This window comes from Marinobacter caseinilyticus, from assembly GCF_011074955.1.
GTDB classification, from domain to species: Bacteria; Pseudomonadota; Gammaproteobacteria; order Pseudomonadales; family Oleiphilaceae; genus Marinobacter; species Marinobacter caseinilyticus.
Genome location: NZ_WUQJ01000023.1, coordinates 101,485 through 125,195, shown reverse-complemented (window position 1 = coordinate 125,195; position 23,711 = coordinate 101,485). Strand labels below are relative to the sequence as shown.

At 60.1% G+C, this 23,711-nt stretch carries 17 protein-coding genes and 1 pseudogene; 7 read left to right on the top strand and 11 right to left on the bottom strand.

The window, feature by feature from the left end; all coding sequences use genetic code 11:
- The first annotated feature begins 240 nt into the window (after positions 1 to 240).
- Complete coding sequence (locus GRX64_RS12225; protein WP_166267587.1) at positions 241 to 1,626, top strand: FAD-binding oxidoreductase; 1,386 nt, start codon at positions 241 to 243, stop codon at positions 1,624 to 1,626.
- Positions 1,627 to 1,758: 132 nt separating this feature from the next.
- On the opposite strand, the gene GRX64_RS12220 is transcribed toward GRX64_RS12225, so the two are convergent.
- Positions 1,759 to 4,017: an ATP-dependent DNA helicase gene (locus GRX64_RS12220; protein WP_235937656.1), complete on the bottom strand. Its 2,259-nt coding sequence runs from the start codon at positions 4,015 to 4,017 to the stop codon at positions 1,759 to 1,761.
- Complete coding sequence (locus GRX64_RS12215; RefSeq protein WP_166267585.1) at positions 4,014 to 5,714, bottom strand: VRR-NUC domain-containing protein; 1,701 nt, start codon at positions 5,712 to 5,714, stop codon at positions 4,014 to 4,016. The genes GRX64_RS12220 and GRX64_RS12215 overlap by 4 nt, the downstream gene beginning before the upstream one ends.
- Positions 5,715 to 5,821: 107 nt before the next feature.
- On the opposite strand from GRX64_RS12215, the gene GRX64_RS12210 reads away from it, so the two are divergent.
- Positions 5,822 to 6,364 carry a glutathione peroxidase gene (locus GRX64_RS12210; protein ID WP_166267583.1) on the top strand — a complete coding sequence of 181 codons (543 nt, stop codon included), beginning with the start codon at positions 5,822 to 5,824 and terminating at the stop codon, positions 6,362 to 6,364.
- A gap of 482 nt (positions 6,365 to 6,846) precedes the next feature.
- Here the strand turns inward: GRX64_RS12210 and GRX64_RS12205 are convergent, their stop codons facing one another.
- The 9 genes from GRX64_RS12205 to GRX64_RS12165 form a co-directional block, all read right to left on the bottom strand.
- The gene (locus GRX64_RS12205) at positions 6,847 to 8,535 is read right to left on the bottom strand and encodes an AMP-binding protein (RefSeq protein ID WP_166267581.1); all 1,689 of its coding nucleotides are present in this window, start codon (positions 8,533 to 8,535) and stop codon (positions 6,847 to 6,849) included.
- Positions 8,536 to 8,587: 52 nt separating this feature from the next.
- Positions 8,588 to 9,166, bottom strand: a complete 579-nt coding sequence (locus tag GRX64_RS12200) for a peroxidase-related enzyme (RefSeq protein ID WP_166267579.1) — start codon at positions 9,164 to 9,166, stop codon at positions 8,588 to 8,590.
- Between the two features lie 19 nt (positions 9,167 to 9,185).
- Positions 9,186 to 10,088: a hydroxymethylglutaryl-CoA lyase gene (locus GRX64_RS12195; protein ID WP_166267577.1), complete on the bottom strand. Its 903-nt coding sequence runs from the start codon at positions 10,086 to 10,088 to the stop codon at positions 9,186 to 9,188.
- A complete protein-coding gene (locus GRX64_RS12190; RefSeq protein ID WP_166267575.1) occupies positions 10,088 to 12,103 on the bottom strand; it encodes an acetyl/propionyl/methylcrotonyl-CoA carboxylase subunit alpha in 2,016 nt (671 codons plus the stop codon). The genes GRX64_RS12195 and GRX64_RS12190 overlap by 1 nt, the downstream gene beginning before the upstream one ends.
- A complete protein-coding gene (locus GRX64_RS12185) occupies positions 12,103 to 12,909 on the bottom strand; it encodes an enoyl-CoA hydratase-related protein (protein ID WP_166267573.1) in 807 nt (268 codons plus the stop codon). Before GRX64_RS12185 ends, GRX64_RS12190 begins: the two co-directional genes overlap by 1 nt.
- Positions 12,910 to 12,923: 14 nt before the next feature.
- On the bottom strand, positions 12,924 to 14,531 hold the full coding sequence (locus GRX64_RS12180; protein ID WP_166267571.1) for a carboxyl transferase domain-containing protein: 1,608 nt from the start codon (positions 14,529 to 14,531) through the stop codon (positions 12,924 to 12,926).
- A gap of 246 nt (positions 14,532 to 14,777) precedes the next feature.
- The gene (locus GRX64_RS12175) at positions 14,778 to 15,944 is read right to left on the bottom strand and encodes an isovaleryl-CoA dehydrogenase (protein WP_166267569.1); all 1,167 of its coding nucleotides are present in this window, start codon (positions 15,942 to 15,944) and stop codon (positions 14,778 to 14,780) included.
- Positions 15,945 to 16,075: 131 nt separating this feature from the next.
- The gene (locus GRX64_RS12170) at positions 16,076 to 16,486 is read right to left on the bottom strand and encodes a MerR family transcriptional regulator (RefSeq protein WP_166267567.1); all 411 of its coding nucleotides are present in this window, start codon (positions 16,484 to 16,486) and stop codon (positions 16,076 to 16,078) included.
- A gap of 304 nt (positions 16,487 to 16,790) precedes the next feature.
- Positions 16,791 to 18,068 carry a porin gene (locus tag GRX64_RS12165; protein WP_166267565.1) on the bottom strand — a complete coding sequence of 426 codons (1,278 nt, stop codon included), beginning with the start codon at positions 18,066 to 18,068 and terminating at the stop codon, positions 16,791 to 16,793.
- 201 nt (positions 18,069 to 18,269) lie between these two features.
- Here GRX64_RS12165 and GRX64_RS12160 point away from each other — a divergent pair, with 201 nt between their 5' ends.
- From GRX64_RS12160 to GRX64_RS19600, 5 genes and pseudogenes are all read left to right on the top strand, one after another.
- The gene (locus tag GRX64_RS12160) at positions 18,270 to 19,190 is read left to right on the top strand and encodes a LysR substrate-binding domain-containing protein (protein ID WP_166267563.1); all 921 of its coding nucleotides are present in this window, start codon (positions 18,270 to 18,272) and stop codon (positions 19,188 to 19,190) included.
- A gap of 153 nt (positions 19,191 to 19,343) precedes the next feature.
- Positions 19,344 to 20,876, top strand: a complete 1,533-nt coding sequence (locus GRX64_RS12155) for an ABC transporter substrate-binding protein (protein ID WP_166267561.1) — start codon at positions 19,344 to 19,346, stop codon at positions 20,874 to 20,876.
- A gap of 2 nt (positions 20,877 to 20,878) precedes the next feature.
- A complete protein-coding gene (locus tag GRX64_RS12150; RefSeq protein WP_166267559.1) occupies positions 20,879 to 21,796 on the top strand; it encodes an ABC transporter permease in 918 nt (305 codons plus the stop codon).
- On the top strand, positions 21,797 to 22,741 hold the full coding sequence (locus GRX64_RS12145) for an ABC transporter permease (RefSeq protein ID WP_166267557.1): 945 nt from the start codon (positions 21,797 to 21,799) through the stop codon (positions 22,739 to 22,741). It abuts the gene before it with no gap.
- Positions 22,701 to 23,648: pseudogene (locus tag GRX64_RS19600) on the top strand (ABC transporter ATP-binding protein); the annotation flags it as partial. The gene GRX64_RS12145 and the pseudogene GRX64_RS19600, both read left to right, overlap by 41 nt.
- Positions 23,649 to 23,711: the final 63 nt, after the last annotated feature.

Genomic DNA, 23,711 nt, shown 5'->3' with positions numbered 1-23,711 from the left:
ATCTAGCACCTTTCACCAGTGACTCCACTTGGACTGCGCCAATAAAGCCTTGTGAGCCTGCCCCTCGACCCATTTAACGACAATTAATTGAGTCTTGGCGGTTGCAATGAAAAAAAAGAGAGTAAGATTTCTAATATCCGGCCCATGTCCTGAGAACGCTGTTTGAATCAGGCAGGTCTGGTGCAATGGCCTGGAAGGAGTCAGCCGGGCCTGACGGCAGGCAAGTACACGGAGGTGGGTATGGTTCCTTTAAACAGTGAAACAATGGAAGTATTCAAAGCACAAGTAAATTGTCCTGTGCTGCAACCTGATGACGCGGGTTATGACGAGGCGCGTCAGATCTGGAATGCGATGATTGATCGCAAACCCGCATTCATTGCGCAATGCCAGTCTGTGGATGATGTGATTGCCGCGGTAAGCTTTGCCCGCAAAAATCACATGCTGTTGTCGGTCAAGGGTGGCGGTCACAACATCGCCGGCAATGCAGTGTGCGACGACGGCTTGATGATCGATCTCTCGCAGATGAAAGACATTCGTATTGATACCGAGCGGAAAAGGGCAAAGGTTGGTCCCGGCTGTACGCTGGCGGATTTCGATGCGGCCGCCCAGGAGCATGGGTTGGCGACACCCCTGGGGATCAATTCAACCACCGGCGTTGCGGGTTTGACCCTGGGTGGAGGGTTCGGATGGCTGAGTCGAAAATTCGGTATGACCGTTGATAACCTGTTATCGGCGGAGGTTGTGACCGCTGACGGCCAGTTGCTCCATGCCAGCGAGGAAGAACACCCGGATTTGTTCTGGGCGTTGCGGGGTGGCGGCGGTAATTTTGGCATTGTTACGCGGTTTGAATTTCAACTGCATCCGGTCGGGCCTGAGTTGTTGAGCGGGTTGATGGTGTTTCCATTCGCCCAGGCCAAATCGGTGATGACCCAGTTCGCACGCTTCACGGAAACCATGCCGGATGAGCTCAATGTGTGGATGGTTGCCCGGCGAGCGCCGCCGTTGCCCTTCCTGCCGGAGTCGGTTCATGGCGAGCCGGTGGTCGTCCTGGCGATCTGTTACGTCGGCGACCCGGAAGTCGGGGAAAAGCTGATTGAGCCTTTGCGTTCGTTTGGCGAGGCCCACGGTGAGCATGTCGGGGTGCAGCCTTTTACCGCCTGGCAGCAGGCCTTTGACCCGCTGTTGGTTGAGGGCGCCCGGAATTACTGGAAATCCCATAACTTTGTGACGCTCTCGGACGATGTGATTGGGGTGCTGATCAAGTACGCGGGCAAGCTGCCGTCGCCCCACTGTGAAATCTTTGTGGGCTCCATCGGAGGCCAGACGGGGCGGGTTGCGTCGGATGCCATGGCCTATTCCAGTCGGGATGCGAATTACGTGATGAATGTGCACGGTCGTTGGGAAACCCCGGACCAAGACGACCACTGTCGCCAGTGGGCGCGAGAGTTCTTTGAGGCCGCCAAACCCTACGCCAGTGCCGGCGCCTACATCAACTTTCTGACCCAGGACGAGCAGGAACGGGTGGAGTTTGCCTATGGCCCGGCCTACAAACGGCTGGTGGAGTTGAAGCAGAAGTACGACCCGGAGAATTTGTTCCGGGTGAATCAGAACATCCGGCCTCGCTAGCGGTCGCGGTGGCTGGTGGCAAACGTCCAGGCCAAGGCCTATGTGAGAGGAGCCTATGGAGTGGCGGCAGCCCCGCCACTCCGCATTGGTTGCCTTGTGACTCTTTGATTTCCTGACTCACACCCTGATAGCTCAGAACCACCACTGCGGCAGCAAACGGCGAATCGACGGTTGCAGGAAGCGGTCATCGATCAGCCAGATCACGCCCCGATCGTCCGGTGTCCGGATCACCCGGCCGGCCGCCTGTGTGACTTTCTGCATGCCGGGAATCAGATAGGTGTAGGCGTAACCCTCGCCAAACCGGCGCTCCAGTCGCTGGCGCAGCACCTCGTGCCAGTGATCGAACGGGGGCAGCCCCAGGGTGGTGACGAACGCGCCGATCAGCCGGTCGCCGGGCAGGTCGATGCCTTCGCTGAACACGCCCCCGAGTACCGCAAACGCTACGCCACTGTTTTCATCCCGGAATCCGTCCAGAAAGGCCGTTCGCTCCTCCGCCGACATGGCCGGGTTTTGCCGGCGTCGCGGAATGTCCGGGGCCAGGGATTCCAGCGCCGCCGCCACCTCGCGCAGGTAGGCGAAGCTGCTGAAGAACGCCAGGTAGTTGCCGGGCCGGTCGCGGTATTGGCGCGCAATCAGTTGGGCGATGGGCGCACGGGACGCGTCCCTGTGGGCTTTGCGGGTGCTGATGTCCGGTGTGAAGTGAACACTGAGTTGATCCGCTGTGAAGGGCCCGGGCAGCGAGCGGAAGCAGGTGTCAGAAGGCATGCCGAGTAAGTCGCGGTAGTAGAGCCCGGGCGACAGCGTAGCGGAAAACAACAGCGTGCTGTCGGCCGCCTCGAAACGCTCACTGAGAAAGTCCGCCGGTATCAGGTTCTGGATGGTCAGGCAGGCCTGGCCCCGCCCGCGTCGGGAAAATTCACACACGGAGTGTTCCCCGAACACATCGGCGAGCCGGGTGAACGCGAGGCTTTCAAACATCAGCTCCTGCAGCATCAGGTCCGGCGGGTGGTCGGTCAGGTAGTCGGTAATCGCCGACACCAGTAGGTTCAGTTGGCCGGCAAGGGCGCCAGGTATCTGGTCCAGCAGTCGGGATTCGGTGTCCGTGGGTGTGCCGGAGGTTTGCTCGGTGATGAGCTTTTGCCAGCCTCGGGCGACCCGGTCCAGGGCCGGTTTCAGCTTTTTGGGCACCTGCCGCCGCGCCGCCAGCAGCCGGGTCTGGCTGAGCTCGACGGAGTACATGCCCCGGGCGCGATCGATCAGGTTGTGGGCCTCATCAATGAGCACGCTGGTCTTCCACTGGTTCTGTTTGATCAACGCGTGCAGCAGGGCGGATTGGTCAAACATCCGGTTGACGTCGGCAACGATCACGTCGCACCAGCGGGCCATTTCCTGGGCCAGAAAGTAAGGGCAGATCTGGTGGCGCAGGGCGATGGTGCGCAAGGTGGCCTGGGTGAGAATGCCCCTGGTATTGGCGGCTTCGGCGCGGGCGGCGGGCAGACGGTCAAAAAAACCCTTGGCCAAGGGGCAGTCGTCGCCATGGCAGGCTTTGTCACGGTGCTCGCAGGCGTGGTCTTTGGCCACCAGCTCCAGGGTGCGCAGGGCGAGCGGGTCGGACTGGCGGGCGGTCAGACGCTCGACCGCGTCCACCGCCAGATGCCGGGCGGTATTGCGGTTGGTGAGGTAGAACAGACGGTCTTGCCCGGCCTTGGGCATGGCCATCAATGCCGGGAACAGTGTGCCGAGGGTCTTGCCCAGCCCGGTGGGTGCCTCCAGTAGCAGGGTCTGTTGCTGGCTGGCGTTTTTGTACACGGTTTCGGCCAGCGCCCGTTGTTGTGGGCGAAACGCGGGGAACGGAAAGCGCAGGTTGGCCAGTGATCGGTCCCGGTTGTCACGATGGCTCTGTTCCTGCTTCGCCCAGCCAACGAAGTCGGCACACAGGTGCTCGAGTTCCTGCCACAGTTCAGCGACGGTGCCGGTTTCGATGATCGGCGTCTCGCGGTCCTTGCCGACGTCGTAATAAATCAACGCCAGGGACACCTGCTTCAGATTTTCCTGCCGGCACAGCAGCGCACCATAGGCGCGGAGCTGGGCCCGGTGCAGTGCCCGTTGTGCGGGCCGGATGCGGGCCAGGTCGCCACGGTGGGTCTTGATCTCCTCCAGTCGGTACCGACCGGCATCGTAGCCGTCGGCGCGGCCGCTCAGCGTCAGCTCACCGCACTGGCCAGACAGGGCAAATTCGGATTGGTAACCGTAACCCCGGCGGCCCTGGATGGCTTGATGGCCGGCGATCCCTTCCTCGGCAGTGGGCGCCGGGGTATAGCGCAAATCCAGGTCACCCTTGCGGGCGGCGAACTCGCACAGGGTACGCACGGCAACGCGCAGTCCACTCATCCGTCAGGCACCTGCCAGCGCACATGGCACACGGACGCGCTGATGCCGTTGGCAATGAAGAACTCGAGCCAGCGTTGCTGGTGATCTTGCAGGCGGTCGCCCGGGCCTTTGACCTCAATCATCTCGTAGCGGCGCTCAGGGTCGGGCTGGCCGGGTCGGAACCGGATCAGGTCGGGAAAACCGCTGCGATACTCGCGCAGGTTGCGCAGTTTGCGTTCGAAAATCAGCCGCAGGTGAGACGCGGGAATGCAGTCCAGGGCGAGCTGCAACAGGTCTTCGGACAGCACCGGCCAGATCACAAAGCGGTTGGTAATGCCCTGTTTGGCGGACCAGGTCTGCCACAGGTGCTGCTGATAACGGCCATCGGACAGCCGGGCCAGGCAGCGGTCGAAAAGGGTCTGACGGCGGGCGACGAAGTCTTCCCGATACAGGTCCACCGGCCCCGGATGAAAAGGGTGAAAAAACGCGCCGGGCAGCGGTGCAAACAGGGCCTCCCAGCACAGCAAGCCGAACAGGCCATTGAACAGGGTGTTTTCCACGTAAAACACCGGCGCGTCGTCGGAGTGCAGGTGATTCATCGCCGACCCTTCAACCGAATGGCCGGGTTGCGGTGCCAGCGTCAGGGTGACCGTCTCAATGGCTGGCCGGACGGGCACCGGCTGCGCTGGCCGCTCAAGTTTTTTGGCCAGCCGTTTGAGAATGCGCTCCAGGCCGCGTTCTTCCCCGGCGTACAGGCCCAGCGCCTCATGGGCGAGCGTCCAGGCCTGCCGGTATTCCTTCAGCCGCTCCAGCAATCGCAGTTGCCGCAGGCGCGCCTGCCGGTGCCCGCTCTGCTCAAAGGCGGTCAGAGCCAGGGCGGTATCGCCGCCGCGCTCGGCCAGCTTGCCGAGTTCAAACAGTAACCGGGCCCGCCGGGTCTCCAGCCAGGGGTTGTCGAGCCGCTCCGGGGCATCCTGCCAGACGGTCGCCGGGGCTTCCCCGGCGTCCAGGCGCTCGCGGCAGTCGTGCAGCAGGAGGTAACAATCGACCTCGGCCCGGGTACCAAAGGCCCGGGATTCGGCTGACAGCGGTACGGGCTCGTAGCGGTGATGGCCCAGCTCAACCAGGACAAAGTCGGACCAGCTCTGGCGCAGGTTGCCAAAAAACATCAGCCGCAGGCGGTCAAACAGGGCGCCATGCCGCACACGGAGCACCTCGGCGTCGAGGTGTGCGGACCAGTGGTGGAGTGGCAGCGGGTTGGGTTGCTGCTGCATCAGCGCGGTCCGGAGTGCGGCTTTGCTGGCGGACGTTTTCAGGCCGGCGGTGGCCATCCGACCCGCCAGGGCCGGGCGCAATTCGCGGAGCGTGAACAGTCGCAACAACTCGGTGGCCGGCAGCAGCGGGTCGGCCTCAAGCCAGCCATGGCGCACCAGCTCGGCCGCCGCCCGGGGCTCCGGTGCCCCCAGTTCGGGGTAGCGGAGCTTGTCGAGCCGGAAGCAGTCCCCGGAGCGCATGACCATTCGCACCAATAGGGCGCGGGCTGGCCGGGTGAGCCCGGTCAAGGCCTTGAGGCAGTCGCGCTCCGCCGCCGACAGCAAGTCGCCGTGGTGAGTGTGAACCCAGCTCACCACCGTCTCGAAGTTTTCGAGATAGTACAACGGATTGTCGAGATCGGCCGTTCCCGGCAAGGAACGGACATCCAATGGGCGTGATGTCATGGGTCAATACGAGTCGTTGGAAATAACCGCAGCCGTCCGGAAACTTTTTCATCGGATGAATCGTACTACTTGGGTAATTAATGATAATGCACTATGGAGACCTTGTTATGCGAGCCCTGATTGCCGCCTGTTTGCTGGCGCTGTCGCCGACCCTGATGGCCGCCGAGTGTCCGGCGTTTCTCGACGCTGAGTTGCGTAAACTGCACTCCGCCGACACTGTGAATCTCTGCGATATTGCGACCGGCAAGCCGGTGCTGGTCGTCAACACCGCCAGCCATTGCGGTTTCACACCTCAATTCAAACAGCTGGAAACGCTGCACCGCAAGTACCAGGACCAGGGCCTGGTGGTGGTAGGCTTTGCCAGCGATGACTTCCGCCAGGGGGCGGATTCCGAAGCCGAGGCCGCCAACGTGTGTTACAAAAACTTCGGCGTCACCTTCACCATGATCGCCCCCACTGCGGTCACCGGCTCGGGGGCCAATCCGGTGTTCCAGGCCATCAATGCGCAAAGCAAGCCACCGGGCTGGAACTTTTACAAATACCTCATTGCCCCCGATGGCGCCGTGGTCGCCTCCTTCAACAGCGGCGTGCGCCCGGATGACCAGCAGATCCTGAGCCAGGTTGAACAACTCCTGCCCGCCCGTCCTTAGGTTACAGACGGACTGGGTTGGACCGCACCGCTGACAGCTCAGTACTCGGAGTGCGGTGGTCTTGCGGTGGTGATGACACCTTGCCTTGGAATGGGCTTTTGTAGCCGACTTCGGTGGCTGCCGGCAACGTTCGGGCTTTGAGGTCAGTTCTCGATGAACCGATGGTGTCAGCCGTGGGCACATAAAAGTTCATCAAATTTTACTGGTCAACACGGCGATGTCCGGCAGGGGCACCTGCGTCTGTCGTCGAATGGGCTTTTGTAGCCGATGCTTCCGCTTCGGTGCGGGCCTTGGGCCTGCCGGGTTGACACTCTGGGCCCTGATGAGCCCTCCGAAGCGGAAGCGTCGGCTACGGTTGCGGGGGCCGACTTTGGTGGCTGCCGGTAACGTCCGGGTTTAAGGCCGATTCGCAATGAGGCAATAAAAAAGGGGCGACTGAATCGCCCCTTTTACTTTTAACGCCAACCAATTGCTCAGCGGGTTTATTTCTTCAGGCCCATTTCCTTGATAGAGACCTCCCGCATTTTGAATTTCTGGATTTTGCCGGTCACGGTCATGGGGAATTCGTCCACGAACTTGTAGTTTTTCGGGATTTTGAAGTGGGCGATCTGGCCGGTACAGAAGGCAATCAGATCGTCCGCACTGACCGGGTCGGCGTCCGGGCGCAACTTGACCCAGGCGATCAGTTCCTCACCGTACTTGTCGTCAGGAATGCCGGTGACCTGGACTTCCTCAATGGCCGGATGGGTGTAGAAGAATTCCTCGATTTCCTTCGGATAAATGTTCTCCCCGCCACGAATCACCATGTCCTTGATACGGCCGACGATCTGGATGTAGCCGTCCTCATCCATCTGGGCAAGGTCGCCGGTGTGCATCCAACCGGCGTCGTCGATGGCTTCCTGGGTTTTTTCGTCGTTGTCCCAGTATTTCAGCATCACGCTGTAGCCGCGGGTGCACAGCTCGCCAATCTCACCCCGGGGCACCACACGGCCGTTGACGGGGTCGACGATCTTGGTTTCGAGGTGGGGCTGGGTTCGGCCCACGGTGGTGACCTGCTTCTCAAACGGGTCGAGGGAACTGGTCTGGGTGGACACCGGGCTGGTCTCGGTCATGCCATAGGCAATCTGCACTTCTTTCATGTTCATCTTGCTATTGACCTGCCTCATCACCTCCGCCGGGCAGATGGAGCCGGCCATGATGCCGGTGCGCAAGGACGACAGATCAAACTGCTCGAATTCGGGGTCGGCCAGTTCGGCGATGAACATGGTGGGCACGCCGTACAGGGCGGTGGCTTTTTCCCTGTGCACGGCTTCCAGCACGGAGCGCGGCTCAAAGCCCTCTCCCGGGTAGATCATGGTGGCACCATGGGTAACGCAACCGAGGTTAGCCATCACCATGCCAAAGCAGTGATACAGCGGCACCGGGACGACCAGACGGTCGTTCTCGGTGAAGTTCTGGCTTTCCGCCACAAAGTAGCCGTTGTTCAGGATGTTGTGGTGGGAGAGTGTGGCCCCCTTGGGGTTCCCGGTGGTGCCGGAGGTGAACTGAATATTGATCGGGTCGTCGAACTGCAGCACGCTCTGGCGCTGGTCAAGATCCTGCTGTGACACCTGGGTACTGAGGCCGATAAACTCGGCCCAGGTCCACATGCCATCGTGACTTTCGGTGTCCAGGTTGATCACGCCTTCGAGTTGCGGCAGGCGCTGGGCCTTGAGTTGGCCAGGCTGGCTGGTTTTCAGTTCCGGTGCCAACTGGTAGATCAACTCCCGGTAATTGGAGGCCTTGAAACTGTCGGCGCTGACCAGGAAGCGCACCCCGGAGAGGTTCAGCGCGTAATCCAGTTCATGGGCGCCGTAGGCCGGGTTGATGTTCACCAGGATGGCCCCGACCTTGGCGGTGGCAAACTGGGTGACGGTCCACTCGTAACGGTTGGGCGACCAGATGCCGACCCGGTCATTCTGCTGCACGCCCAGGGCCATGAAGGCGCGGGCGGCGTCGTTGACCTTGTCGACGAATTCCCGGTAGGTCCAGCGAATGTTCTGGTGCAGGGCGACCAGGGCTTCGGTGTCGGGGAACTGCGCGGCGGTGCGGTCGAGCATATCGCCAATGGTCATGCCCAGCAGCGGTGTTTCGGATGTGCCGCTGGTGTAGCTGGGAAGAGTCTGGTGCATTGTCCTGCCTCCATTGTTGTTGTAGTTGAGGGCGAGCAGACAGCGGTGCCTGCTAGCGGCTCTGACTGTGGTAGTCCAGATTGGGTTGCATGTCGCTGGCAATGGCCACGCGATTGGTCATGTTGTAAAAACCGATCAGGTTGCTCAGGTCCCAGATGGCGCGGTCACTCAGACCGGCATCCCGCAGGGTCTGGATCTGGCTTTCGGTGGTGGTCGCCGGGGTAAGGGTGAGGGCAGACGCAAAGTCCAGCATGGCCCGTTGCCGGGTGTCGAGCCGGGCGGTACGGTAGTTCATCACCATGTGTTCGCCCAGCGTGGGATCGCCGCTCAAAACACGCACCGCGGCGCCATGGGCGACCAGGCAGTAGTAGCACTTGTTCTCGGAGGACACCACGACCGCGACCATTTCCCGCTCCAGCTTGCTGAGTTCGCTTTCACCCAGCATCAGCTCGTTGTACAGGCGGGTAAAGCCTTCCAGTTGCGCCAGGTTCTGGCTGTAGGCGGTGAGTACGTTAGGGATCATCCCGAGCTTGTCCTGACAGATCTGGAAGTACTTCCGGGTCTCTTCCGGCAGCGCCTCAAGGTCAGGGATGGGCAGATCCAGAGCGACAACGTGTTGATTTTGCGGCATAACAGCTCCCGTTAACGAATTACTGGGCGCCCAGGGCCTGGCCGACCTTGGACCCGTTGTGCCGGTGCAACTGCGCGGAGATCCACCCGCCGGTGGCCACCAGCTTGTCCAGGTTGACCCCGGTATTTATGCCCAGCCCCTGTAAAAGGTATAGCACGTCCTCGGTGGCCACGTTGCCGGACGCGCCTTTGGCGTAAGGGCAGCCGCCCAGACCCGCGACTGAGGCATCAATGACGGCCACGCCTTCTTCCAGTACCGCGTACAGGTTGGCCAGAGCCTGACCGTAAGTGTCGTGGAAATGCGCCGCCAGACACGCCATCGGAACGTACCTGGCGACCGCTTCGAGCATGCGTTTGGCCTTCAGGGGGGTACCGACCCCGATGGTGTCGCCCAGGGAGATTTCGTAACAGCCCATGTCGAACAGGGCCTTGGCCACGGTGGCGACTTTCTCGGGCGCAATCTCGCCCTCGTACGGGCAGCCCAGCACGGTCGAGACATAGCCTCGCACCGGGATGCCGGCCTGTTGGGCGGCTGCCATCACTGGCGCAAACCGCTCCAGGCTCTCGGCAACGGAGCAGTTGATGTTCTTCTGGCTGAAGGACTCCGACGCCGCGCCGAACACCGCGACTTCGTCGGCACCGGCGGCGAGGGCGTTTTCAAACCCTTTCAGGTTGGGGGTGAGCACGGAATAACGCACCCCGGCCTTGCGTCGGATACCGGCCATGACTTCGGCGGCATCGCCCATCTGCGGTACCCACTTGGGCGACACGAAGCTGGCGGACTCGATGTGGGTGAGGCCGCAATCGGCCAGCCGGTCAATCAGGCCGGTTTTGATGTCGGTGGCAATGACCGCCCCGGGTTCATTCTGCAGGCCGTCCCGGGGGCTCATTTCCACCAGCCGTACGTGTTGGGGGAACGCCATTAGCCAGCCTCCTCGTTGACGGTGTCTTCATCGGTTTTGTCCACCTCGATGGCAATCAGTTCAGCACCTTCGGAGACCTGATCGCCTTCGGCGAAGAAAATCTCACTGACCACGCCGTCGGTCGGGGCTTTGATGGCGTGTTCCATCTTCATCGCCTCCATGATGACCAGGGTTTGCCCGGCCGCCACGTGGTCGCCGACGTTGGTTTGTACGGCCACGATGGCGCCATTCATGGGCGCGGCCAGGCTGCCTTCGCCGGCCATTTCCTCATGGCCAAAGGTTTCCTTGTACAAGGTGCACTGGAACGTGTCGCCTTCGTAGAAGAGCACCAACTGGTCCATGTGAAGGTTGCCATGGAGGCTGATGCGGTGACCGTTGATCACTGCCTGCAGGTAATCGTCGTCGAGCCGGGCGGTGAGGTTGTACACGCTGTCACCGACAAAGACCTGGTAGCGGTCGTCCCGCTCCAGCACCTTCAGGTCGTGGAGGTCGTCACCCACCTGCAACTGCAGCGGCTGGGCGTACTCTGAATTCAGGCGCCAGCTGTTCTGGCGGCCAAACGGTGACCAGGGGTCGGTGCTGATGGATTCCCGCGACTTGCGCTGCTCCAGCACGAAGCCGGCCGCCAGGACCAGGGCCTTGTGGGTGTCCAGTTTCGATTTCGGGAACAGCAGATCCCGGTGGCTGTCGATAAAGCCGGTGGTCAGCTCTGCTTCCCGGAACGGTTGGGCATCCGCCAGGGCGTGCAGGAACCGGATGTTGGTTTTTACACCGGCAATGCGGTAGTGCTCCAGGGCCTGGACCATGCGGTTGATGGCCTGGTCCCGGGTTTCGTCCCACACGATCAGCTTGGCGATCATCGGGTCGTAGTGAATGCTGATGTCATCGCCTTCGGTGACGCCGGTGTCCACCCGCACATGGGCGGATTCGTCCGGTGTACTCAGGTAGCGCAGGTTGCCGGTGGCGGGCAGGAAGTCCTGGTCCGGGTCTTCGGCGTAGATGCGGGCTTCCAGGGCGTGGCCGCGGGTTTTTACCTGGGCCTGCTCCATTGGCAGCGGGTCACCCCAGGCCACCTTGAGCTGCCACTCGACCAGATCCTGCCCGGTCACCATTTCCGTCACCGGGTGTTCGACCTGCAGGCGGGTGTTCATCTCCATAAAGAAGAAGGAGCCGTCCACGTCGTAGAGAAACTCCACCGTACCGGCACCGACGTAATCGATTGCCTGAGCGGCTTTTACCGCCGCTTCGCCCATGGCCTGTCGGGTGTCGTCACTCAGGCCCGGGGCGGGCGCCTCTTCCAATACTTTCTGGTGGCGCCGCTGCACGGAACAGTCGCGCTCGGCCAGGTACACGCCGTGGCCCTGCTGATCGCAGAACACCTGGATTTCCACATGGCGGGGTTGGGTCAGGTAGCGTTCGATGAGCATGTCGGGGTTGCCGAAGGCGTTCTTGGCTTCGCGCCTGGCCCCGGCGAGGGCGTCATCGAAGTCGGCCATGTGTTCAACCACGCGCATGCCTTTGCCGCCGCCACCGGCGACGGCTTTCAGCAGCAGCGGGAAGCCGCATTTTTCGGCCTCCTTGCGCAGGGTCTCCGGGGACTGGTCGTCACCGTGATAGCCCGGCACCAGCGGCACACCGGCTTTCTCCATGATCGCCTTGGCGGCGGACTTGGAACCCATGGCGGCGATGGCCGTGGACGGCGGGCCAATGAACACCAGATCGTTGGCTTCGCAGGCTTGCGCAAAGTCGGTGTTTTCCGACAGAAAACCATAGCCGGGGTGGATAGCCTGGGCGCCGCTCTCTTTGGCAATTTCAATGATTTTGTCCGCCCGCAGATAGCTTTCGGAACTGGCCGCAGGGCCAATGTTGAAGGCTTCGTCGGCCATGGCGACATGGCGGGCGTTGGCATCGGCGTCGGAATAGACCGCGACGCAGCGGATGCCCATGCGATGGGCGGTTTGTATGATCCGGCAGGCAATTTCGCCGCGATTGGCTATGAGTATTTTGCTGAACATTATTCTTCCTCTGGAACCCAGTTGGCCTTGCGTTTGTTCAGGAAGGCGCTGAGCCCTTCCTGACCTTCGGCACCCACCCGGATGTCCGCAATGCGTTGCGCGGTGTCGTCGATGACGTCTTTGCCGATCACTTTTTGGCTGACGGCGAACACCAGGTCCTTGGCGGCTTTCATGGCCTCAGGCCCGTTGAGGGCAAGTTGCAGCAGCAGCTCGTCGCAGCGGCGTTCCATGGCGCTCAGGTTGTCACACACGTCATGCACCAGACCGAACTGTTGGGCTTGCCGCGCGGTGAAGACCTCGGCCGTAATGAAGTAGCGGCGGGCCTGGCGTTCACCGATGGCGCGCACCACGTAGGGGCTGATTACAGCCGGAATCAGGCCGAGTTTGACTTCGCTCAGGCAGAAACTGGATGTCTCGGTGGCCAGCACAATATCGCAGCAGGCGGCGAGGCCGACGGCGCCACCGAAGGCGGCACCCTGAACCAGGCCGATGACCGGCTTGGAGAGGTGATTCAGCACGTTCATCAGCCGCGCCAGTTCCCGCGAGTCGTTCAGGTTTTCCTGGCGGCTGTTGTCCGCCATGCGGCGCATCCAGCCCAGGTCCGCTCCGGCGGAGAAGTGCTTGCCCTCGGAGCGCAGGATCACAATGTGAGTGTTGTTGTCGGCGTCTACCTCCTCCAGCGCGGCGATCAGTTGCTGGATAATGACGTCATCGAACGCGTTGCGTTTGTCCGGTCGGTTCAGCACCACGTCGGTGACGCCGTTGGCGCGACGATTGAGCAGAACCGCTGTTTCCTGGTCGGTCATGGCGTTCTCTCCCATTACATCCGGAACACGCCGAAGCGTGTGGGCTTCGCCGGGCGGTTGAGGGTGGCGGAAAGGCTCAGGGCGACCACTTCACGGGTCTGGGCCGGGTCAATCACGCCGTCGTCCCACAATCGGGCACTGGCGTAGTAGGGGTGGCCCTGGTGATCGTAAGAGTCGATGATGGGCTGTTTGAAGTCCGCCTCTTCGTCGCTGCTCCAGGCTTGCCCCTTGCGCTCCATGCCTTCCCGGCGCACCGTTGCCAGCACGCCGGCGGCCTGCTCACCGCCCATGACCGAGATGCGGGCGTTGGGCCACATCCACAGGAAATCCGGGCTGTAGGCGCGGCCGCACATGCCGTAGTTGCCGGCGCCAAAACTGCCGCCAATCAGGATCGTGATCTTGGGGACATTGGCGCAGGCCACGGCCATCACCATTTTGGCGCCGTGCTTGGCGATGCCCTCGGCTTCGTGCTTCTGACCCACCATGAAGCCGGTAATGTTCTGCAGGAACAGCAGCGGAATGTTGCGCTGACAGCACAGTTCGATGAAGTGGGCGCCTTTCTGGGCGGACTCGCTGAACAGGATGCCGTTATTGGCGATGATGCCCACCGGATAGCCGTGAATGTGGGCAAAGCCGGTGACCAGGGTGGGGCCATAGTAGCGTTTGAATTCGTCAAAGTCGGAGCCGTCAACGATGCGGGCAATGACGTCACGCACATCGAACTGTTTGCGCAAATCGGTACCGACGATGCCGTATATTTCCTCGGCGTCGTACAGCGGTGCCTTGGGTTTGCGGATCTCCACGTCCGCCGGTTTGCGGCGGTTGAGGTTCGAGATGCAGCGGCGGGCAATTTCCAGCGCGTGGGCATCGTTCTCGGCGTAATGATCGGCGACGCCGGAGATTTTGCAGTGTACGTCGGCGCCGCCCAGGTCTTCGGCACTGACCACTTCACCGGTGGCGGCTTTTACCAAGGGTGGCCCCGCCAGGAAAATAGTGCCCTGATTGCGCACGATGATGGATTCGTCCGCCATGGCAGGCACGTAAGCGCCCCCGGCGGTGCACAGGCCCATAACGACGGCGATCTGCGGGATATCGTCGGCGGACATGCGGGCCTGGTTGTAGAAGATGCGGCCGAAGTGGTCCCGGTCCGGGAACACCTCGTCCTGCCGCGGCAGGTTGGCGCCACCGGAATCCACCAGATAAATGCAGGGCAGGCGGTTTTCCAGCGCAATTTCCTGGGCTCTCAGGTGTTTTTTTACCGTCAGTGGGTAGTAGCTGCCGCCTTTCACGGTGGCGTCGTTGGCGATGATCATGCATTCGGTGCCGGAAACCCGGCCGACGCCAGCGATCACGCCTGCGGCCGGGACGGCCTCATCGTAGACGTTGTAGGCGGCAAACTGGCCAACTTCGAGAAACGGCGAACCGTCGTCCAGTAGGCGATTGATGCGCTCGCGGGGCAGCAACTTGCCGCGGGCGATGTGGCGTTCCTGGTAAGACGGGCCGCCGCCTTGCTGGATGGTGGCGACTTTGTCCCGCAGGTCTGCCACGACTTTTGCCATGGCCGCCTGGTTGGCCTGGAATTCGTCCGACCTCGGGTTTACTTTGCTCTGGAGTGTTGTCATGTGGTCTCTAGTCCCTGTCTCGGAGCGGGCGGATGGGGTGTTCCGGGAAACGCCACGAGCATCCATTGTGGAGTCCGGCCAGCAATCTCAGGTTGCGGCCGTTCGGCTGCCCATGCAGTGCCGCTTCATCGTCGCTTGTCTTACCCTTGTGCGTGTGACTCCGGCCCTCCGTGGCCGGGGATGCTTTCCGGATGCCAAACCGCCGACCGCCACTGGTTGTGCACGGTGCTGGGGTGCGCAAGGCGCTTACTTGTTCAGGTACAGCTCGCGACCGATCAGCATGCGCCGGATTTCGGACGTCCCTGCGCCGATTTCATAGAGCTTGGCGTCTCGCAACAAACGGCCGGTGGGGTATTCGTTGATGTAACCGTTGCCGCCGAGCAGCTGGAGGGCATCCAGCGCCAGTTTGGTGGCCATTTCGGCCGAGTAGAGGATCGCGCCGGCGGCGTCCTTGCGGGTCGTGTTGCCGCGGTCGGCGGACATGGCGACCATATAGACATAAGACTTGGCGGTGTTCATCCAGGTGTACATGTCCGCCACTTTGCCCTGGACCAGCTCAAATTCGCCAATGGCCTGGCCGAACTGTTTGCGTTCGCGAATGTACGGAATGGTGATGTCCATGGCGGCCTGCATGATGCCCAGTGGGCCGCCCGACAGGACGAGGCGTTCGTAGTCGAGGCCGCTCATCAGGACCTTGGCGCCGTTGCCCTCACCGCCCATGACATTTTCCTTGGGCACTTTGGCGTCTTCGAAGACCAGCTCGCAGGTGTTGGAACCGCGCATGCCCAGTTTGTCGAGTTTCTGTGCCTGGCTGAATCCCGGGGTGCCGCGCTCCACAATAAAAGCCGTGATGCCCCGGGGGCCGGCACTGGGGTCTGTTTTGGCGTAAATCACGTAGACGTTGGCGTCGGGGCCGTTGGTGATCCACATCTTGTTGCCGTTCAGTACGTAGTGGTCGCCCGCGTCTTTGGCCGTCAGCTTCATGGAAATGACGTCGGAGCCGGCGTTGGGTTCGGACATGGCGAGGGCACCGATGTGCTCACCGCTGATCAGCTTGGGCAGGTATTTCTGTTTCTGTTCTTCGGTGCCGTTGCGGTGAATCTGGTTCACGCAAAGGTTGGAGTGGGCGCCGTAGGACAGGCCAACCGACGCCGACGCCCGGCTGATCTCTTCCATCGCAATCACATGCGCAAGATAGCCCATGCCTGCGCCGCCATAGGCTTCGTCCACGGTAATACCCAGCAGCCCCATGTCGCCAAATTTCCGCCACAAGTCGTTGGGGAACAGGTTGTCCTTGTCTATATCGGCGGCGCGGGGCGCAATTTCGCTGGCGGCAAATCCGTTGATCTGGTCGCGCAGCATGTCCACGGTCTCACCGAGGCCGAAGTTGAACTCTGAGTATTGTGATTTCATATCGATTACCTTGTTGTTCCAGCTGCCGGGTGCTGTGGCTGTTGGGTGTTCTCAATTTTTGTAATAATGGCCGGGGTCTGCAGGTCTTGGTTTCGATACCCACTGAGGTATCACCGGTTGTCCGAGTGGCGTTAGGCCGTCGCTTGCTGTTTCTTCTTCTGTAGCTCTTCCAACGCCTCCCGGCACCGGGCTTCGGCGGTTTCCATCTCCATTTCCGCCTGGGCAATGTCGTTCTTCTGCTGCTCCAGCTGGTCCCGCTTTCGTGCCAGTGTTTCCAGCATCAGGAGCAGTTGTTTTTCGTTACCGCTCAGGGTCTCGTCCCACAGATCGAACAACTCCTTGGTTTCCGCCAGAGAGAAGCCCATGCGTTTGCCACGCAGAATGAGCTTCAGGCGGACCCGGTCTTTAGAACTGAAGATCCGAGTCTGACCGCGCCGCGAAGGCCTAAGCAGCCCCTGGTCCTCGTAGAAGCGGACACTTCGGGTGGTGACGTCAAACTCCTTGGCCAGCTCGCTAATACTGAAGGTTTGCTTATCAGACATAGTGATTCCCTTTTTAAACCTAGATTAGATAAAGTTTACGTAAACGTAAAGTATTTTCGGGGCAAAATTTTTGTGTTGGCAGGCTATTTTGAGGGATCTGTTTGTCGGTTGAAATGGGGGGCTGAAGCAAAAAAAGCCTGAAAGCAGCGGGAGGTGCCTGGCAGTCGTGACCGCAGAATCACTGCGACAGGCCCCGCGCTGTCAGGAGAACAAAAAAAAGCCCCTCATGGGAGGGGCAAAGGAACACAACAAAAATACAATTTGAAAAACTCAGTCGCCTGGTCACGCAAGGCGACGGTACTTGTTAAAACTTGACCCTGGCGCCGGTGGTCACAATCACGATGTCCTCGTATTCGGGGTTGTAGCAGGTCCGGCCAGACGTGGTGCACCACTCTCCGCGCTCGAAACTGTGTACCTTGGCACCGCCATAGGCGTCGAAGGTCTGGGTTGGGCTCCAGACATAACCGGCGCCTACTACCGTTCCGGCCTCGTCATCCTTGTTTCTGTTCTGCGTCTGGCCCCAATGGATATCAAAGGCGTGCTGACGATTGGGGCGGAAGCCAAGCTTCGCGTACCGAAACTGGGCCAGCTCTGATCGGGTGGCCGTAAAGGTGCCCGTTTTCTCGTCACTGGTCAGCTCGTCTTCGTAATTAACCGCCGCCAACGATAAATTGAGGCCGGTGGCGCTGTGGAAGTAAGACACAGAGCCGCCATAGGTGGTGATGTCCGGATCAACGCTGGGGTCCGGGTCAAACGGTGCATCCGGGTTGTCGGCGTTTTGCGTTGCGACCGAGTAGCCCAGGCCAATCAGTAGCCGGCCGCCCGGCGCGCGCAAGCCCGATCTCAGACCAAATTGAAGAATCGAGTCGTGGCCGTCGGAACCACCGCTGTCATGGCCGGCGCTTACCGAGAGGGTCACCGGCCCAAGACGGGGGCTGTCATAGCGGATTCGGTCATGGCGGCCCTCAAAGTTGAAGTCCCGGATGCTGCCGCTGATTGACGACCGGTTGCCATCGCCGTCCTGCAGGTCAAATGCCTCGAATCCGGTGAAGTTGCCACTGCCATCGAACTTTCGTTTAAAGGAAGACGCCTTCAGCGCGTAGCTCAGGTTGCCGCCAATCAGGTTGGGGTTTCGAAAGCTGATCACGCCGGTGCCGGAATAGTCTCTTCGGCCAGCTCCGTAAGCGGCACCTTCACCCCGGCCAATGGTGATTTTACCGTAGGGCGAATCGATAAATGCGTCGCTGATCCGTTGAACCACTTCTCCATCGATCGTTTTGTTGTCGGGTTCGACGTCATTGGAGGAGTTCGAATAGACGCCCAGTTCGATCAATGCCCCGGCTGTCCATTCATCAAACAGTCGTTGAGTACCACCAACGTTAAAACGTGTCGGGCTGTTTCGGTTATCAACATGATAGATTTCCGTATCAGAGCCTACGCCGAGGAAATCGGCGCTGTATCCATCCTTAACGTACATAATGGCGCGGTTAACCTGGCCACCTACCTCGACTTCAAGGGCTGATGCGGGGAGCGCCGTCAAGCTGAAAACACTGGCCGCGATCAGCGATTTGGGAAATTTCATGTACCCTCCGGGTTCTTGTTTTGTGGTATTTCGCTAGTGGCGTTTGGATGAAAAATTAAGCTACGTTTGTTTGTGCCGGTAGCTATCAGTTCGATGTCATGACGCCATCCAGATCATCGTTATCGACTACTATTGATACCTATGTAAATTGAAAACATTGGATAGGTATATGCGTTTTCTGCATGAAAGCTGGAGAAAATATTGAATATCAAGAAGTTGAAATGCTTCCGCGCGGTGGTTATCCACGGCTCCCTGGTGGCCGCCGCCTCGGTTATGAACCTGAGTCAGCCCGCGACCAGTCGCCTGATTTCCACATTAGAGGATGAGCTGAAGCTTAAACTGTTTAAACGAGAGAAGCGTCGCCTGGTGCTCACACCCGAGGGCAAGGAGTTCTATCGGGAGACCGAAAAGATCCTCGCCAACCTTGAGGACCTGCCGCGCATTGTGCGTGAAATAAAAGGCGGCGGTACGCGCACGTTGCGTATCGTGGCACTGGCCCGCCTCGCCAACAGCCTGGTGTCACCGGCGCTGGCGCGCTTTGTAAAAGAACATCCGGACCAACGCTTCAGCGTCGACGTGAGGGGGCACCGCGACATCGAACAATGGGTGGCTGGCCGTCATTACGACATAGCGGTCGCGTTGACCAAGCCGTGCAATCATCCTTCCGTTATACAGAGACCGTTTTTCGATACCGACGCCATGGTCATGATCCCGCGAGGGCATCCACTGGAAGCGCTCGAAACAGTGACCGCCGAGCAATTGGCGGAGCACGATATCATTGCCCTGGCCTCCGGTTTACGGCCTCGATTGCAGATGGAGGAGATCTTCCAGGCCGCGGGTGTTGAGCTGTCCTGCAAAATTGAAACAACGTCCAGCGTTCTGGCCTGCCAAATGGTCGTTGAGGGGCTGGGTGTTACTATTATTGACCGTCTGACGGCGCTGGCCGTGAACGAGGCCCGGTTTTGCCTGCGCCCGCTGAGCCCGAGCTACCGGTTGCAGTTCGTACTTCTGTTCCCGCCCGGATTTGAAGAGACCCCCGCCACCACCAGCCTGGTTCGTTGCCTGCAATCGGAGGTTATGTCTGCACTGGGGGATCACGCGACCATGACCGCCGAGGATTGAAGGGGCCATCAAGATACATGCATAAATTGCATAGAAATATGATTTATATTCAATTTTAAAATCAATTAGGCCTGCCTACACTCACTTCATTCCTTGATCTTCCATCGCAATGGCGCAGATCGAGCGCTCCAAATAATTACAATAGGAGAAGCAATGAAGACTCGGTACCCGGATCGGTTAGGTCGCCGCCTGACCGGTTTGTTCCTTGCCTGTGTCCTGCCGTTGTACGCCTGTGCGGACCAGGAAACCGACACGTTGGTGGTCGCGTTCTCCAAGCCGCTGACAACGGTCGATCGACTTTACTCCATTCAGCGTGAAGGCTTGATTCTTTCCCGCCTGACGGACGACGGTCTGTTTTTCGTTGATCCCAAGACATTGGAATTCGAACCATTGGCAGCGGCGTCCTATGAGTGGGTGACCGACACGCAGCTGGATATTACGCTGCGCGACGATGTGATTTTCCATGATGGGAGCCGTCTCACAGCGGAGGACGTGGTTTATACCTTCGAGTGGGTGTTGGATGAGGACTCGGATACCAGCCGTGGCCCTGTCATTCAGCGCTGGCTGGACAGTGTTGAAACGCTGGCTCCGGGCCGCGTGAGGTTCAACCTGAAACTGCCGTACCCCATGGCCCTCCGTGACATGGCGGTCAGCATACCACTGCGAAAAAAGGGTACGTACGAGGACGAAACCGCAGACGCACCGTTAAATGGTATCGGGCCGTATAAGGTCGTCAGTTTCAGTGCCGGCCGGGAAATTGTCCTGCAACGGTTCGAGGACTACTACGAGGGTAGCCCCAAGGCCGGTCCCGCAATCGAGCACATGAAATTCCGGGTCATACCTGACCAGGGAACCCAACAGGCCGAGTTGCTGAGCGGTGGCATTGATCTGATGCTGGATGTGCCCCCGGATGTGGCCGATAACGTCAGCCACTTGCCCAACGTCGAACGGCTGGAGGGCAACGACATCCGCATTGGGTACGTGACGCTCGACGCTGCCGCCAACTCCGACCCCGACACGCCGTTCAAACACTTGAAGGTCCGTCAGGCGATCAACCACGCCATCAACCGCGAAGAAATCACCCGGTACCTGGTTCGTGGCAGCGCAGAGGTGGTTGATTTTGCCTGCCATCCCCGGCAGTTCGGGTGCGATGGCAACGGCCCACGCTACCGGTTTGACCCGGTCAAGGCGAAGCAGCTGCTGGCCGAGGCCGGCTATCCGAACGGTTTTTCGTTTGACCTTTGGGCTTACCGGGAAAAGATCATTGCGGAGGCGATTGTGAATGACCTCAAAGCCGTGGGCCTCGATGTGCAGCTTCGCTACGTCAAACTGAATGTGTTCTCCAAAGTCCGCAATGACAAAGACATGGAGGCCTTTTTCGCCTCTTATGGCAGTGGCGGGACGGCGGATGCTTCGGCGTCCACCGGAGTGCATTTCGCCCGCAACTCCGCCCGCAACTACTCCGGCGACGAGGCGCTGGCAGACACCGTGCTGGCGGCTGAGCGAACCATTGACCCGGGTGAGCGTCAAGCACTTTATCGCCAGGCCCTGAACCGGATTGCCGAACAAGCCTACTGGGTCCCCATGTTTTCCTACAGCCAGAACTACCTGTTGTCGCCAGAACTTGAGTTTCCGGTTCCCAAAGACGGCGTTCCCCGGTTCTGGCAAGCCAGCTGGAGGCAGTGATTATGCTGAACTATGTCCTGCGAAGAGGCTTCATGGCCTTGCTGGTCGCACTGACCGTTTCCTTCGGGACCTTCGCACTGTTCCACTTCGCCACCGACCCGGCCCAGACCATTGCCGGCGAAGACGCCCCGCAAGAAATGGTGGACGACATCCGTGAGCAGTACGGGTTTGACCGGCCGGTCTCCACCCAGTACTTCAATTGGCTGGGTGGTGTATTGCGTGGGGATTTTGGGGAGAGCTTTTTTTGGAAACAGCCGGTCGTGGAGCTTATTCAGGAACACGCGGGCGTGACGGTCATGCTGGCGCTTGCCTCGCTGTCGGTTACGATCCTGATAGCGTTGCCCCTGGGGATCAGCGCCGCGCTGCGACCCAACACCTGGGTTGACCGCTTTGCCCTGTCCACTGCGGTCTCCGCGCAAGCCGTCCCCAATTTCTGGCTAGGGCTGATGCTGATCATTGTGTTTGCGGTGACGTTTCCGATTTTCCCGGTTTCGGGTGACTCAACATGGCGACACTTCGTGCTGCCAGCACTGGTGCTGGGGGCCAGTTCTGTCCCCGCCGTCATGCGCCTGACCCGAACCGGTCTGCTCGATGTGCTCTCCTCGGATTACATCCGGACGGCGCGAGCCAAGGGTTTCATTGGCTACAGGCTTATTTTGCAGCAAGCCCTGCGCAACGCGTTGTTGCCCATCGTCAGTGTTCTGGCCGTTCAGCTTGGATACAAACTGGGCGGGTCCGTGGTGACCGAATCGGTGTTCAGTATGAATGGGTTGGGGCGGCTCGCCGTGGAATCGATCTTCAATTCCGATATCCCGACGGTGCAGTCGTTGATTCTGATCTTCGTGCTGACATTTGTACTACTTACGCTGGCGGCTGACTTGATCAACGCCTGGCTTGATCCTCGGATCCGGATGGGGTGAATGATGACAATAAGAGAAGCAGTGAGCGGTTCCAGTATCGCATCCGTCGAGCACAGTGACGCAGAGCAAAGCACCGTCAATCTCGGGATGAGTCCAACCAGGGCTGCCCTGATGCGCGCCCGAAAACACCAGGGTCTGAAAATTGCGCTGGGTATTCTCTTGGTGATGGCGGTCTTTGCGGTATTTGCGCCCTGGCTTGCACCCCATGACCCGTATTTGCAAACCCTGTCGTTGCGCATGTTGCCACCAGTTTGGGTAGAGGGTGGACAGTGGGAGTATTTGCTGGGGACGGATCATCTGGGGCGGGACTACCTGAGCCGCATCATCTATGGCGCAAGAATCTCGATGACCATCGGAATTGGCGCAGCCTCTATCGGTGCCCTCATTGGCGTCACGCTTGGCTTACTCGCCGGTTATTTCGGTGGTTGGCTGGATCAGGCGGTCAACTTCCTGGTGACGTGCCAACTGGCGGTCCCGAGCCTGCTGCTGATCATGGCCCTGGTGTTTGTCATCGGGCAGTCGATCACGGTGGTGATATTTGTGATCGGTGCCACGCACTGGGTGTTCTACCTCGTTGTCACCCGATTTGCCACCTTGCGCTTAAGGGAACTCGATTTTGTCGCGGCCGCCAGCGCCATGGGCTGCAGTCGGTTCCAGATTGCCGTCAGGGAAGTGCTGCCAAACCTGGTCAATCAAATCATGGTGATCTTCACGCTGGAAGTGGCCGTTGCGATCCTGAACGAAGCGACGCTGTCCTTCCTTGGGCTGGGCATTCCATCCCCGACACCGTCCTGGGGCCTGATGATTGCCGAGGGCAAGACCGCCATGTTCTTCCAGCCCTGGCTGGTTATTTTGCCAGGGGTATCGCTGTTCATTCTCGTCATTGCCGTCAACTTGCTGGGCGATGGGGTACGTGATGTCACTGTTACCAATCGGAGAAACTGATATGAGCACGGCATCGATCTTGGATATCCGGGAGTTGTCAGTAGAGATTCCGACGGAATCGAGCACGCTCAAAGCGGTGAGAGGCATCAGTCTCGATCTGAAGCGCGGAGAGACGCTGGGTATCGTGGGCGAATCCGGCTCCGGCAAATCCATGACGGCTCTGGCGATTATGAATCTGCTGCCGCCGTCCGCGAAGCGGGCAGCGGCGTGTATAAACTTCGATGGCAATAACCTGGCGCAGGCAAGCGAACGGCAGCTCGCCCGAGACGTGCGCGGTCAACGAATCGGAATGATTTTCCAGGAGCCGATGACGAGCCTGAACCCGGTTTACTCCATTGGTCGGCAGCTGACCGAGACCATGACGTTGCACCGGGACGTGTCGGCGGCAACCGCCGAAGCACGAGCGGTTCATCTGCTTGAAAAGGTGGGCCTGCCAGATCCGGCGAGCCGGCTGAAACAATACCCCCACGAACTTTCGGGCGGGCAACGGCAGCGGGTCATGATTGCCATGGCGCTGATGAACGAGCCGGAATTGCTGATTGCCGACGAGCCGACCACGGCGTTGGACGTCACCATACAGGCCCAGATTCTCCATTTGCTGCGCGACCTTCAGCAAGAGCTCGGTATGTCGATGATCCTCATCACCCATGATTTGGGCGTGGTGTCCCGTGCGGCGGACAAAATCGCCGTCATGTACGCGGGCGACATCGTAGAAACCGGCAACACGACCGAGGTGCTCAAAGACCCTCGACACCCCTACACGCAAGGGTTGCTCGAGTGTGTGCCGGGCTATCGCAACGGGGCAGCGCAACGCCTCGGGGCGATCCCCGGGATTGTCCCGGCTATGACGGGCACCGTTCAGGGCTGTGCGTTTGCGTCCCGATGCCCCCGCGCGGTGGACCTGTGCCGAACCGACGTGCCGCCCAGAGAAGCGGTTTCCCCCGGGCGCTACTACGTCTGCCATGACCCG